The organism is Streptomyces naganishii JCM 4654 (assembly GCF_014650575.1).
GTDB classification, from domain to species: Bacteria; Actinomycetota; Actinomycetes; order Streptomycetales; family Streptomycetaceae; genus Streptomyces; species Streptomyces naganishii.
In genome coordinates this window covers 17,991-31,438 of the sequence record NZ_BMVF01000006.1, presented here as the reverse complement: position 1 = coordinate 31,438, position 13,448 = coordinate 17,991, and the positions used below count along the sequence as shown (strand labels likewise).

The following is a 13,448-nucleotide window of genomic DNA, read 5'->3' as shown; positions in this document are numbered from 1 at the left end:
CCCTGCCGGAGCTCCTATAAGAATAGATGTTCGATTTCCGTGTCAAGCACACCACGCGGCACTGGAGGGATCAGCCGCCGGCGCCCGGCGGGTCCCGGTCCTCCTACTCCGCCCGGGGTACGCCGGCTGTCTCCGCCCGGACGACGACCGGCCGGGCCACCCTCGCGAGGCTTGCCCCATGGATCTCTCCACGATGCCCGCGCGCCGCCCGCCGGCCCTGCCGGCGCGCGCCCTCGCCCTGCGCCCCGTCGAACGGCTGTGCCTGGCGACCGGCCTTCTGCTGGTCCTTGCGGGTCTCGCGCACCTGGTGGTGTTCGCTGTGGACGGCGGACCGTGGTACGGGCCCGTCTCCTGGCGCAAGCCGGTCACCTTCGGGCTGTCCTTCGGGGTGACGCTGGTCGCGGTCACCTGGGTCACGTCGTACGTGCGGCTCGGGGAGCGGACGCGCGCCCTGCTGCTCGGGGTGTTCGCCGCCGACTGCGCGGTCGAGGTCGGCGGCATCACGCTTCAGGCGTGGCGCGGGGTGCCCTCGCACCTGGACATGGAGACGCCCTTCGACACGGCGGTGTCGATGACGCTGGCGGCGGGCGGCGGGGTGCTCGTGGTGGTCCTGACCGTGTTCGCGGTCGCGTCCTTCCGGCACCGGCCGGCCGGGCCGGCGGGCATGGCGCTCGCGGTGCGCGCCGGGTTCGCCGTCCTGCTCGTCGCCCTGGCGTCCGGCGCCGCGATGATCGCGCGCGGTGTGGTGCTGACCCGCACGGGCCACCAGCAGGCGGCGTACCACTCGACGGCCCCGCTCAAGCCGCTGCACGGGGTGAGTCTGCACGCGGTGCTGGTGCTGCCCGCGCTGGCCTGGCTGCTCTCCCGCACCTCCTGGAGCGAGGCGGTCCGGCGGCGGATCGTCACCGGCGCGGTCCTCGCCTACGCCGCCGTCGTCGCCGGCGCGGGCGTGTGGGCCGCCCTCATGTACTGAGCCGCGCACCGCGCCCTAAACGCCGGGCCGTTCTCCCGTGGACCCGTCCTCCGCCGCCGGTTCGTTCCCGGCCCCGTCGGCCGCCGTCCGCTGCCGCGGCGCCGTCCACAGCCGCCCCGCGCGGGAGAGCAGGCCGCCCGGGGCCGGGACCCGTCTACGGTGACCGTGGACGCGGGGGTCGTCCGTGACCGCGTACCGCTTCACGTACGCCCCGAGGAACGCCTGGAGGGTGGCGACCGCGGGAATGGCGATCAGCGCGCCGACCGCGCCGAGCAGGGCGGTGCCCGCGATGACCGACCCGAAGGCGACCGCGGGGTGGATGTCGACGGTCTTCGCCGTCAGCTTGGGCTGGAGCATGTAGTTCTCGAACTGCTGGTAGATCACGACGAAGACCAGCACCCAGAGCGCGTACCACGGGTCGACGGTGAACGCGATGAGCATCGGCAGCGCACCCGCGAGGTAGGTGCCGATGGTGGGGATGAACTGCGAGACCAGCCCCACCCAGACGCCCAGCACGGGCGCGTACGGCACGCCCAGGGCCTGCAGCAGGACGTAGTGGGCGACCCCGGAGACAAGCGCCATCAGACCGCGCGAGTACAGATAGCCGCCGGTCTTGTCGACGGCGATCTCCCACGCGCGCAGCACCTCGGTCTGGCGGGCCGGCGGCAGCACGGAGCAGACGGTGCGGCGCAGCCGGGGCCCGTCGGCGGCGAAGTAGAACGAGAACAGCCCGACCGTCAGCATCTGGAACAGCCCGCCGAGCACCTGCGCGGAGACGTCGAGCACGCCCGCCGCGCTGTTCTGCGCGTATCTGCGCAGCCAGTCGGAGTGGAGCAGGCCCTCCCGCACGTCCACCCGTCTGAGCTCGGTGTGGAAGGTGGTGTTGATCCAGTTGATGACGGAGTCGAGGTAGTCGGGGAAGCCCTCGACCATCTTGATGATCTGCCCGGCGAGCATCGAGCCGAGCAGGGTGACGAACCCGGCCACGGCGATCGTCAGGCCCAGGAACACCAGGAAGGTGGCCAGTCCCCGGCGCATCCCGCGCGCGGCCATGCGGCTGACCGCGGGCTCGATGGCCAGGGCCAGGAAGAACGCGATGAGGACGTTGATCAGCAGCCCGGTCAGCTGGTGGAAGGCCCAGCTGCCGAACTGGAAGGAGGCGACGAGGCCGAGCGCGAGCACCATGGCCCGGGGCAGCCAGCGCGGCATGCGGGCGCCCGGCCCGGCCGGGCCCTCGGCCGGGGACCGGGGCGGCGGCGTATCGAACGGGGGTGCTTGCGGGGCCGTCTGCCCGGTCTCGTCAGTGGGTGCCACGGTGCAAGTCTCGCCCACGCCACCGACAGCCGGGCACCGGCCCAGGGGCCTCGCCGCCGGTCAGCGCCTCTCCCCCGGGACGTTCATGACCTGGCAGACCACGCGCCACACGTCCTTGGCCTCCCAGCCGGCCGCCAGCGCCTCGTGCACCGTGCGCCCGCCGAGCTCCGACATCACGTGGTCGCGCGCGAAGGTGTCGGCGTACCCCGTGCCGAAGTGCTCCGCCATCCGCTCCCAGAAGACCGTCAACCGCATGACCCCAGTATCCCGCCCCTGCGGGTGACCCCTGACCAGGTCCGCCTGCCGGGACTGCTTCGCGCCCTACGGTCTGACGCATGCCCGAGACAGGAGCTTCCGCACTCCCTCCTCCGCCGCCGCAGGCGTCCTCCCCGCTCTTCCGCGCCGAGCACTTCGTGTGGCTCACCGCGCGCGTGCTGGAGCAGCGGCTGTTCGCGCACCACTTCCTGAACGGCTCCGCCGACCCGGTGGAGACCGCGCTGGACGCCTACCGAAACGAGGACGGCGGGTACGGCCACGCGCTGGAGCCCGACCTGCGGGGCCCCGTCAGCCAGCCGCTGCACACCGCACGCGCGCTGCACGTCCTGGACTCCGTCGGGCGCTGCGCCGGGCAGCGGGTGGAGCGCGTGTGCCGCTATCTGACCTCGGTGTCCACCCCGGACGGTGCGCTGCCGGCCGTCCATCCCGGCCAGCGCGGTTATCCGGCGGCCCCGTTCATCCCTGTCGTGGACGACCCGCCGAGCGACCTGCTGGCCACCGGGCCGGTGGTCGGGCTGCTGCACCGCAACGAGGTGTGGCACGCGTGGCTGTTCCGGGCGACGGACTACTGCTGGCAGCGGATCGAGGCGCTGGAGTCGTCCCACCCGTACGAGATCGAGGCCGCCGTCGCCTTCCTGGACTCCGCGCCCGACCGCCCGCGCGCGCGGGCGGCCGCCGAGCGGCTCGGCCACCTGGTGCGCGCCCAGCGCCTGGCGGTCCTGGACCCCGGCGGCCTCGAGTCCTGGCCGGTCGCGCCCGGCTACGCCCCTGGGGAGCACCACTTCCCGCACGACTACGCGCGGACGCCCGAGTCCCTCGCGCGCGCGTGGTTCACGCAGGAGGAGATGGACCGCTCCCTGGACTTCCTGGCGGGGCGGCAGCAGAGGGACGGCGGCTGGCCGGTCACATGGCGCCAGTGGGCCCCGGGCACCGCGCTGGAGGCGCGCCCCATGGTGACGATCGAGGCGCTGCGCACCCTCAGGGCCCACGGCCGCGCCATCGGCTGACCGCGGGCCACCTCACGTCGTGAGTACCGGCTGGGCGCCGGCGTGCGCCCCGCGCTCAGCCGCCCATGGCCCGCACGGCCGCCGTCACCAGCACGGCGGCCGCGACCACGAGCAGGAACGGCGCCCGCAGCACCAGCGCCACGGCGGCGGCCGCCAGGCCGGCCGCCCGGGCGTCCAGGACGAGCGTGTGACCGTCGGCGAACGTCTGCTGCGCGGTGAGGGCGGCGAGCAGGGCGACGGGCAGCAGCGCCGCCAGCCGCTTCACCAGCGGCCGCTCCAGTGCGCCCGCTGGCACCAGCAGCCCGGCGAGCTTGACGGCGTAGCAGCCGAGGGCGGTCACCGCGACGGCGATCCAGATGTTCAACGGTCTTCCTCTCGTACGTCGTCTCGTACGACGTCACGGGCATCGTCACGGGCATCTTCACGGGCATCTTCACGGGCGTCGTTCGCACGGCGGCGGCCCTCCAGGCAGAGCACGGCCGGGGCGGCCAGCGCGGCCGCCAGCACCGGCACACCGGCGGGCAGCAGGGGCAGCAGGCCGAGCCCGAGGAGCACGGCGAGGGCGGCGACGGCCCGCTCGGTGGTGGTCTTCAGCATGGGCGCCAGCAGCGCGAGGAACACGGCGGGCCCGGCCGCGTCCAGGCCCCACGCGCCGGTGTCCCCCAGCGCCTTGGCGCCCAGCGCGCCGAGGAGTGTGGTGAGGTTCCACAGCACGTAGAGGGTGAGCCCGGTGACGGTGAAGCCGATGCGGGCGCTGCGGCGCGTGGGCTGGGCGAGCGTCACCGCGGTGGTCTCGTCGATGACCCACTGCGCGGCGAGCGGCCGTATCCCGCGCGGGAGGGCCAGTACCTGCGAAAGGCGCAGTCCGTAGAACGCGTTGCGCACGCCCAGGAAGAAGGCGCCCGCGGCCGCGGTGAACGGATTGCCTCCGGCCGCGAGCGCGCCGACGAGCGCGAACTGGGAGGCGCCCGTGAACACCAGGAGGCTGAGCACGCAGGTCTGCAGCAGGGTGAGGCCGCTGCCCGCCGAGGTCACCCCGAAGGCGAATCCCGACAGTCCTACGGCGACGCCGACGCCTAGTGCGTCCCGGACGACGGCGGAGTCCGGCTTCCCGCCGTCGGCTGCCGCTCCAGCGGGCTCGCGGGCGGTGTCTGGGTGCGCTGTCTGTTCTGCCACACCCCGGACGGTAGGAGGAGCCGGGACCGGTCGTCTTGTACGTTCTTGCGCTCGCGCCGGTAGGCACCCGGCGGCACGCCCACGATGCGGGAGAAGTGCCGGCTCAGGTGGGACTGGTCGGTGAACCCCACGGCGACGGCGGCCTCGGCGGGCACGGTGCCGGCGTCCAGCAGCCGCCTGGCCCGCCGCACCCGCGCGTCGGTCAGCCAGGCGTGCGGTGGCATTCCGTAGGCGTCCCGGAAGGCGCGCAGCAGCGCGAACGGGCTCGTCCCGAGGTCGGCCGCGAGCCGCTCCAGGGACGGCGGCCCGGCCATGCTCTCCTCCAGGACGGCACGCGCGCGTGCCGCGATCCGGCTGCCCGCCGTGCGCACCTCGCGCTGCGGCAGCGGCCCGCCGTTCAGCCGCAGCAGCCGGGTCACGGCGACCCGCAGGAGCGTGTCGGCGGCCAGCGCGTTGCCCTCGTCGGCGGCCCGCAGCACCTGGTGCACGAGACGGGCGGCGTAGGGGTCGTCCAGCACCGGACTGACGAATCCCGGCGTCCCGCGCAGGCCCGTGGTCTCCGCGGCGATCTCGGCCACCAGTTCCGGCGCCGGGTACACCGCGCCGTACCGCCAGCCCTCGGGCACACCGGCCCGCCCGGTGTGCGGGGTGTCGGGGTTGACCAGGGCTAGCGCGCCGGGGCCCGCGTACTGGTCGGCGCCGCTGTGGTGGAAGACCTCGACGCCCTCGGCGATGGCTGCGATCACGAAGTGCTCGTGGGTGTGGCGCACGAACTCCTTGCGGACGTACCGGGCACGGAGCAGGTCGACACCGGGCAGTTCCTCGTACTGCCAGTGCCGTGCGCGCTCCACGCCCGATCCCGCCATGGCTCAATTCTGCCGCCCGAACCCGCGGCGCGATGACGCACCGACCGGCCGCCGACGCGAAACGCGCAGGCCACGGCGGTTGTCAGTGCCCGGGTGCAGGATGGACGCATGGTCAGCGACGCACACGGAGCCCTCAACGGCTTCTCCCCCGCCACCCGCGGCTGGTTCGCGGGGGCCTTCTCCGCGCCCACCGCCGCCCAGGCGGGCGCGTGGCGGGCCATCGGCGAGGGCTCCGACGTGCTGGTGGTGGCGCCCACCGGCTCGGGCAAGACGCTGGCCGCCTTCCTCGCCGCGCTCGACCAGCTCGCCTCGGCCCCGCCCCCGGCCGACCCCAGGAAGCGCTGCCGGGTGCTGTACGTCTCGCCGCTCAAGGCGCTCGCCGTGGACGTGGAGCGAAACTTGCGCAGCCCGCTCACCGGCATCCGCCAGGAGTCGGTCCGCCTCGGCCTGCCCGAGCCGGAGGTCAGGGTGGGCATCCGCTCCGGCGACACCCCGGCCGCCGAGCGCCGTGCCCTGTCCACCCGCCCGCCGGACATCCTGATCACCACCCCCGAGTCGCTGTTCCTGATGCTGACGTCTGCCACGCGCGACGCGCTGACCGGTGTGGAGACGGTGATCCTGGACGAGGTGCACGCGGTGGCGGGCACCAAGCGCGGCGCGCATCTGGCGCTGTCCCTGGAGCGGCTGGACGAACTGCTGCCCAGGCCCGCCCGCCGCATCGGGCTGTCGGCGACCGTCCGCCCCGTCGACGAGATCGCTCGCTATCTCTCGCCGCGCCGCAAGGTGGAGATCGTCCAGCCGGAGTCGGGCAAGGAGTTCGACCTGTCGGTGGTCGTGCCGGTGGAGGACCTGGGCGAGCTCGGCGGTTCCCCGGTCGCCGAGGGCAACGACGGCGCGGAGCGCCCCTCGATCTGGCCGCACGTCGAGGAGCGGATCACCGACCTGGTGCAGGCGCACCGCTCCACGATCGTGTTCGCCAACTCGCGCCGGCTGGCCGAGCGCCTGTGCAACCGGCTCAACGAGATCGCCTACGAGCGGGCGACCGGCGAGTCCCTGGACGAGCACCACTCTCCGGCCGAGCTGATGGGCGGCTCCGGCGCGGCGCACGGCGCGCCCGCGGTGATCGCCCGCGCCCACCACGGCTCGGTGTCCAAGGAGCAGCGCGCTTTGGTGGAGGAGGACCTGAAGGCGGGCCGGCTGCCCGCGGTGGTCGCCACCTCCAGCCTGGAGCTGGGCATCGACATGGGGGCGGTGGACCTGGTCGTTCAGGTGGAGTCCCCGCCGTCCGTCGCCTCGGGCCTGCAGCGGGTCGGCCGTGCGGGACACCAGGTCGGCGCGGTCTCCACCGGCGTGGTCTTCCCCAAGTACCGCGGCGACCTCGTCCAGGCGGCGGTGGTCACCGAGCGGATGCGCTCGGGCGCCATCGAGTCCCTGAAGGTGCCCGCCAACCCGCTGGACGTCCTCGCCCAGCAGCTCGTGGCGATGACGGCCATGGACACCTGGCAGGTCGACGACCTGCTCGCGGCGGTCCGGCGGGCCGCGCCGTTCGCGTCCCTGCCCGAGTCGGCGTTCACGGCCGTGCTCGACATGCTCGCCGGCCGCTACCCCTCCGACGCCTTCGCGGAGCTGCGCCCGCGCGTGGTGTGGGACCGCGTGACGGGCACGGTCACCGGCCGGCCGGGCGCGCAGCGCCTCGCCGTCACCTCCGGGGGCACGATTCCCGACCGCGGCCTGTTCGGGGTCTTCCTCGCCGGCTCCGACCCCAAGAAGGGCGGCGGCCGGGTGGGCGAGCTGGACGAGGAGATGGTCTACGAGTCCCGGGTGGGCGACGTGTTCACGCTGGGCACGAGCTCCTGGCGCATCGAGGACATCACGCGGGACCGCGTGCTGGTCTCGCCCGCGCCGGGGGTGCCGGGCCGACTGCCGTTCTGGAAGGGCGACCAGCTGGGCCGCCCACTGGAGCTGGGCCGCGCGGTGGGCGCGTTCCTGCGCGAGGTGGGCTCCCTGCCCGCGGACGACGCCCGGCTCAGGCTCCTCGCGGCCGGCCTCGACGCGTGGGCCGCGGACAACGTCCTGTCGTACCTGGCGGAGCAGCGCGAGGCCTGCGGTCACATCCCCGACGACCGGACGATCGTCGTGGAGCGCTTCCGCGACGAACTGGGTGACTGGCGGGTGGTGGTGCACTCCCCCTTCGGCGCCCAGGTGCACGCCCCGTGGGCGCTGGCGCTCGGCGCCCGCCTGTCCGAGCGGTACGGCATGGACGCGCAGGTGATGCACGCCGACGACGGCATCGTGCTCCGCCTGCCCGACGCGGACCTGATGGCCCTCGACCTCCTCGACCAGGAACCCGCGCGGGCCGGCTCGGAGTACGACGCCGAGCAGGCGCCGGTGGGCGCGGCGGACGTCGCCTTCGACAAGGGCGAGGTCGACCAGGTGGTCACGGACCAGGTCGGCGGCTCGGCCCTGTTCGCCTCCCGCTTCCGCGAGTGCGCCGCCCGCGCGCTGCTGCTGCCCCGCCGCAACCCCGGCAGGCGCACCCCGCTCTGGCAGCAGCGCCAGCGCGCGGCCCAACTGCTCCAGGTGGCGAGCGAGTTCGGTTCGTTCCCGATCGTCCTCGAGGCGGTCCGGGAGTGCCTCCAGGACGTCTTCGACGTGCCCGGGCTGGTCGAGCTGATGGGCGACATCGAGTCCCGCAAGGTGCGCCTGGTCGAGGTGACCACACCCGAGCCGTCGCCCTTCGCGCGCTCGCTCCTCTTCGGATACGTCGCACAGTTCCTGTACGAGGGCGACTCCCCCCTCGCCGAGCGGCGGGCCGCCGCCCTGTCCCTGGACTCGCGGCTGCTGGCCGAGCTGCTGGGCCAGGCGGAGCTGCGCGAACTGCTGGACGCCGAGGTGCTGCTCGAGCTGGAGCGGGAGTTGCAGTGGCTGACCGAGGACCGCCGCGTCAAGGACGCCGAAGGCGTCGCCGACGTGCTGCGCCTGCTCGGCCCGCTGACCGACGCCGAGCTGGTGGAGCGGGGCGCGGAGGCCGGCTGGGCGGAGGAACTGGCCCGGGCCCGCCGGGCCATCCGGGTGCGCATCGCCGGCGCCGACCACTGGGCCGCGATCGAGGACGCGGGCCGGCTGCGCGACGCCCTGGGCACCGCTCTGCCGGTGGGCGTCCCGGAGGCCTTCACCGAGCCCGTGAAGGACCCGCTGGGCGACCTCCTGGCCCGCTACGCCCGCACCCACGGCCCGTTCACCTCGGCCACGGCGGCGGCCCGCTTCGGTCTGGGCGTGGCGGTCACGGACGGCGCGCTGCAACGGCTCGCCGCGAGCGGGCGGGTGGTGCAGGGCGAGTTCCACCCGGCGGGCATCGGGCAGGAGTGGTGCGACGCGACGGTGCTGCGTCGGCTGCGCCGCCGCTCGCTGGCCGCGCTGCGGCACGAGCTGGAGCCGGTGCCGCCGCCCGCGCTCGCCCAGTTCCTGCCCCAGTGGCAGCACATCGGCAAGGGGCACGGCCTGCGCGGCGTCGACGGACTGCTGCGCGCCGTCGAGCAGTTGCAGGGCGCGTCCGTGCCCGCGTCGGCCCTGGAGAAGCTGGTCCTGCCGTCCCGCGTGGCCGACTACGGCGCGTCGATGCTGGACGAACTCACCGCGGCCGGCGAGGTCGTGTGGGCGGGCGCGGGTGCCCTGCCCGGCAAGGACGGCTGGGTCTCCCTGTACCTGGCGGACGCGGCCCCGGTGCTGCTGCCGCCCCCGCACCCGCTGGAGCTGACGGCCCTGCACCAGTCGGTCCTCGACGCGCTGTCCGGCGGTTACGGCCTGTTCTTCCGTCAGATCGCCGATCAGGTGCGGGCGACCACGCACCCGGAGGCCACCGATCCCCAACTGGCCGACGCCATCTGGGACCTGGCCTGGTCCGGCAGGCTCACCAACGACACGCTGACCCCGATGCGTTCCCTGCTGGGCTCGGGCCGCACTGCGGGGTCCACGGCCCACCGGGCCAAGAGGGCGGTCCCACGCGGGCGTTACGGTTCGCTGACGGCCGCCGCACGCACCGCCTCCCGCAACGGGCCGCCGACCGTCGCCGGACGCTGGTCCCTGCTGCCCGGCCGCGAGGGCGACCCCACCGTGCGCGCCCACGCGCTCGCCCGCACCCTGCTCGACCGGCACGGCGTGGTCACCAGGGGCGCGGTGGCGGCGGAAGGGGTCGAGGGCGGTTTCTCCGCGGTCTACCGGATCCTGTCCGCCTTCGAGGACAGCGGCCAGGCCCGGCGGGGCTATGTGGTGGAGGGCCTGGGCGCGGCCCAGTTCGCCATGGACGGAGCGGTCGACCGCCTGCGAGCGGTGGCGAACGCGCGCGAGCGGGGCGAGGGGCTGCCCGGCGCGGGATTCGGCGGTGCCGACCCGCACGCCTTCGGGGCCGCCGGGCCCGACGGTTCCAGGGGCGCCGGTCCCGACCGTTTCGGGGCCCCCGGCGGTCCGCCTCCGGCGGACGAGTTCGCCTTTCCCGACCTCGGTGGTGAGTTCGACTGGCTCGACGCCGGCCCGCCCCCTCCCGCCCCGGGTGACTACGTCTCCCCGCGCGACCTCGCCGGGCCGGGCCAGGGCGGCCCCCGCGGAGGCAGGCAGGCGCTGCCGTACGGAACGGGCGCCGGTCAGGCCTTCGGCGACCGCCGTGGACGCGCCCCTGCCGCCGACTCCCGGGCGGTGGTGCTCGCCGCCGCCGACCCCGCCAACGCCTACGGCGCGGCCCTGCCGTGGCCCGAGCCGCCGACCGGCGCCGGGCACAAGCCGGGGCGGAAGGCGGGCTCCCTGGTGGTGCTCGTGGACGGTGAGCTGACGCTCTACATGGAGCGCGGCGGCAAGACATTGCTGGCCTGGCCCGCCGATCCCGAGGGCGCGGCCGCCGACGACCCCCGGCTGAGAGCCGCGGCCGAGGCGCTCGCCCAAGCAGCCCGAGCGGGTTCCCTCGGCACGGTCACGGTGGAGCGCGTCAACGGCGCCCAAGCCCTGACCTCCCCCATCGGCACTCTTCTGGAAGGAGCGGGTTTCGTCGCGACCCCGCGCGGGCTGCGCCTGCGGGCCTGACCAGCCGCCCGACGGCATGCGCCCGCGAGGTCGTGTCACCCTTGACCCATGCCCGAAGGCGACACGGTCTGGCAGGCCGCGAGGCGGTTGCACACCGCCCTCGCGGGCACGGTGCTGACCCGGAGCGACTTCCGGGTGCCGAAGTACGCCACGGTCGACCTCTCCGGCCGCAGGGTCCTCGACACGATCTCCCGCGGCAAGCACCTGCTCACCCGCGTCGAGGGCGACCTGACGCTCCACACCCACCTGCGCATGGAGGGCGCCTGGAAGGTCTACGGCACCGGCGAACGCTGGAGGGGCGGGCCCGCCCACCAGATCCGGGTCGTACTCGCCAACGCGGACCATTCCGCCGTCGGCTACCGCCTCCCCGTGCTCGAACTGCTCCGCACCCCGCACGAGGACCGGGCCGTCGGCCATCTCGGCCCCGATCTCCTCGGCCCCGACTGGGACCCCGAACCGGCGCTGGCCAACCTCCTCGCCGACCCGGCCCGCGAGCTCGGCGAGGCCCTGCTCGACCAGCGCAACCTCGCCGGAATCGGCAACGTGTACAAGAGCGAGCTGTGCTTCCTGCTCGGTGTGACCCCATGGCTGCCCGTGGGCGCGCTGCCCGCCGACCGCGCCGCCAGGCTGCCCGGGCTAGCCAAGCGGCTCCTGGAGGCCAACCGGGACCGCCAGGTGCGCCGGACCACCGGCCTGCGCGGCCACGACCTCTTCGTCTACGGCCGCGCGCCTCGCCCCTGTCTGCGCTGCGGCACCTCCGTCCGCGTGGCCGACCAGGGCGACGGCTCGCAGGAGCGCCCCACCTACTGGTGCCCCACCTGCCAGACCGGCCCCGCGCCCGCGCCGGGCTCCCCGCAGAGGTGGCGGGAGCGCTATTACCGTACCCCTAATTGACGATCCGTCAGAAACACTCGTACGGTCGCTGTATGCCCGTCAAGGCGTACGACCTCACCGGACGCACCGCTTTCGTCACCGGCGCCGCCGGGGGCATCGGCCGGGCCACCGCCCTCCTGCTCGCCGAGGCGGGGGCCACCGTGCACTGCGCCGACCTCGACGCGCAGGGCCTGCACGAGACGGCCGCCCTCGCCGAGAAGCGGGGCGGCACCGCGCTCGCCCATCCCCTGGACGTGACCGACCGGGCGCGGCTCAGGCTCGCCGTCGAGTCGTGCGGGCAACTGGACGTGATGGCGGCGATCGCCGGGATCATGCACAGCAGCCCCGTCCTGGAGACCACCGACGAGGATCTCGACCGGGTGCTGAACGTCAACTTCAAGGGCGTACTGCACGCCTGCCAGGAGGCGGCCCGGCTGATGCTCGCGCACGGCACGAGGGGCAGCATCGTGACCATGGCCTCGGGCGCCGTGGACACCGGCGCGGCCGGGCTGCTCTGCTACGGCGCGGCCAAGGCGGCGGTCGTGCAGCTGACGAGGACGCTGGCGACCGAGATGGGGCCGTACGGCATCCGCGTCAACGCCGTCGCGCCGGGCTGGATCCGCACACCCATGACGGACCGCCACGACGGCAGGGACCAGGCGCACACCGAGGCGCTGATGGCGCGGATGGCACCGCTCGGCCGGGTCGGGGAGCCCGACGACGTCGCCCACGCCGTGCTGTACCTCGCGTCCGGCGCGTCGTCCTTCACGACGGGCCAGATCCTCCGTCCGAACGGCGGGGTCGCGATGCCCTGGTAGCCCCGAACGGCCGGCCACCGGACTCCGGGGACAGCGCCCCGCCCGCTCCACCGGAGCCCCCGTAGGGCCACCCACCGGCCTCGTCCAGGGCACCCGGCTCCGACAGGCCGGACGACCCCGCCGGCTCGGACGACTGCGCCGGCTCGGACGACTGCGTCGGCTCCGACGGCTCGGCCCGCCAGTCCGGCTCCGGCAGTTCGGCCGAGGCCCTCTTCGCGGACCGGTCCTCCTTCGCGACGGCCTCCGGCACGCAGTGCACGGGCAGCAGGCTCAGCCCCCAGCCGCCGGCCGCGACGGCCCCCTCCAGCAGCCCCGCGTCGTCCGAGAGCACCAGCCGCACCACCGCCCACCACCAGACCGCGGCCAGTCCCAGAGCCAGTCCCCAGCGCACCGCAGGCCCCGCCGTCGTACCCACGCGCCCACCTCCAGCCCGAAAAGCTAGCCCGAAGCCGCAAAGGCCGTCCTTGCCCGCGGAGGGCGCACCGGAGCACGCACCGGCGCACCCGGCCTCCACCTTCACCGCCCCGCCCGGGCGCGGCAAACGCGGGGCAGCACGAAGGCCCCGGCCGGGCTCCTCCAGTTTCCCGGAAGAAGCCCCGGCCGGGGCCTTTCGACGTATGCGTCAGCTCACGCGCAGGCGTGACAGGTCACGCGGCGACCACGTCCACAGCTTCGGCGGGCGCCTTGATGGTCACCCGTTCCGGTGGCACTCCGGTCACCGACACGGAACCCAGCATCGGGCGAACCGGCGTGGGGACGGAATCGGTGGCCGCAGCGGACTGGGCCAGCTCGGCGAGGGCGAGCTCGTCGCTCACTTCCCGCATGAGCTCGGACATCCGTACGTCCAGCGCGTCGCAGATCGCGGAGAGCAGCTCGGAGGAAGCCTCCTTCTGCCCCCGCTCCACCTCGGATAGATAGCCGAGCGAGACTCGGGCGGACGAGGAGACTTCGCGCAGAGTACGGCCCTGGCGTTGGCGCTGCCGACGCAGCACGTCACCCAGCAGGCGACGGAGCAGAATCATCGGTGGCTCCCTCCTCGGACCGCGTAGCCGCATCCTTCACGCCCCACCGT

The 13,448-nt window shown here is 74.5% G+C and carries 12 protein-coding genes; 5 read left to right on the top strand and 7 right to left on the bottom strand.

The annotated features are described in order from the left end of the window. Positions 1-178: 178 nt before the first annotated feature. Positions 179-973, top strand: coding sequence for a hypothetical protein (locus IE217_RS12505; protein ID WP_190177899.1), 795 nt, complete (start codon positions 179-181; stop codon positions 971-973). Between the two features lie 15 nt (positions 974-988). Here IE217_RS12505 and IE217_RS12500 read toward each other — a convergent pair whose 3' ends face one another. Both IE217_RS12500 and IE217_RS12495 read right to left on the bottom strand, forming a co-directional pair. After that, positions 989-2,287 (bottom strand): AI-2E family transporter, encoded by a 1,299-nt coding sequence (locus tag IE217_RS12500; protein ID WP_190177898.1) that lies wholly within the window; start codon positions 2,285-2,287, stop codon positions 989-991. Positions 2,288-2,347: 60 nt separating this feature from the next. Then, positions 2,348-2,542: a DUF3046 domain-containing protein gene (locus IE217_RS12495; protein ID WP_190177897.1), complete on the bottom strand. Its 195-nt coding sequence runs from the start codon at positions 2,540-2,542 to the stop codon at positions 2,348-2,350. A gap of 80 nt (positions 2,543-2,622) precedes the next feature. On the opposite strand from IE217_RS12495, the gene IE217_RS12490 reads away from it, so the two are divergent. Further along, positions 2,623-3,570, top strand: a complete 948-nt coding sequence (locus IE217_RS12490; protein WP_190177896.1) for a hypothetical protein — start codon at positions 2,623-2,625, stop codon at positions 3,568-3,570. Between the two features lie 55 nt (positions 3,571-3,625). Here IE217_RS12490 and IE217_RS12485 read toward each other — a convergent pair whose 3' ends face one another. From IE217_RS12485 to IE217_RS12475, 3 genes are read right to left on the bottom strand one after another with little or no spacing between them, the layout of a single operon-like run. Continuing rightward, positions 3,626-3,934 carry an AzlD domain-containing protein gene (locus IE217_RS12485; protein WP_190177895.1) on the bottom strand — a complete coding sequence of 103 codons (309 nt, stop codon included), beginning with the start codon at positions 3,932-3,934 and terminating at the stop codon, positions 3,626-3,628. Further along, positions 3,931-4,746, bottom strand: a complete 816-nt coding sequence (locus IE217_RS12480) for an AzlC family ABC transporter permease (protein WP_190177894.1) — start codon at positions 4,744-4,746, stop codon at positions 3,931-3,933. Before IE217_RS12480 ends, IE217_RS12485 begins: the two co-directional genes overlap by 4 nt. Then, on the bottom strand, positions 4,647-5,612 hold the full coding sequence (locus IE217_RS12475) for an AraC family transcriptional regulator (protein WP_190177893.1): 966 nt from the start codon (positions 5,610-5,612) through the stop codon (positions 4,647-4,649). The genes IE217_RS12480 and IE217_RS12475 overlap by 100 nt, the downstream gene beginning before the upstream one ends. A gap of 108 nt (positions 5,613-5,720) precedes the next feature. On the opposite strand from IE217_RS12475, the gene IE217_RS12470 reads away from it, so the two are divergent. The 3 genes from IE217_RS12470 to IE217_RS12460 are packed head-to-tail and all read left to right on the top strand — an operon-like array spanning position 5,721 to position 12,376. Beyond that, the gene (locus IE217_RS12470) at positions 5,721-10,685 is read left to right on the top strand and encodes an ATP-dependent helicase (protein WP_190177892.1); all 4,965 of its coding nucleotides are present in this window, start codon (positions 5,721-5,723) and stop codon (positions 10,683-10,685) included. Between the two features lie 48 nt (positions 10,686-10,733). Continuing rightward, a complete protein-coding gene (locus IE217_RS12465) occupies positions 10,734-11,579 on the top strand; it encodes an Fpg/Nei family DNA glycosylase (protein WP_190177891.1) in 846 nt (281 codons plus the stop codon). 32 nt (positions 11,580-11,611) lie between these two features. After that, the gene (locus tag IE217_RS12460) at positions 11,612-12,376 is read left to right on the top strand and encodes an SDR family NAD(P)-dependent oxidoreductase (protein ID WP_190177890.1); all 765 of its coding nucleotides are present in this window, start codon (positions 11,612-11,614) and stop codon (positions 12,374-12,376) included. Here IE217_RS12460 and IE217_RS12455 read toward each other — a convergent pair. Together IE217_RS12455 and IE217_RS12450 are read right to left on the bottom strand one after the other, a co-directional pair. After that, the gene (locus IE217_RS12455) at positions 12,324-12,791 is read right to left on the bottom strand and encodes a hypothetical protein (RefSeq protein WP_190177889.1); all 468 of its coding nucleotides are present in this window, start codon (positions 12,789-12,791) and stop codon (positions 12,324-12,326) included. The two genes, IE217_RS12460 and IE217_RS12455, sit on opposite strands and share 53 nt — an antisense overlap. A 232-nt stretch (positions 12,792-13,023) precedes the next feature. Further along, a complete protein-coding gene (locus tag IE217_RS12450) occupies positions 13,024-13,398 on the bottom strand; it encodes a helix-turn-helix domain-containing protein (protein ID WP_189704952.1) in 375 nt (124 codons plus the stop codon). Positions 13,399-13,448 lie beyond the last annotated feature (50 nt).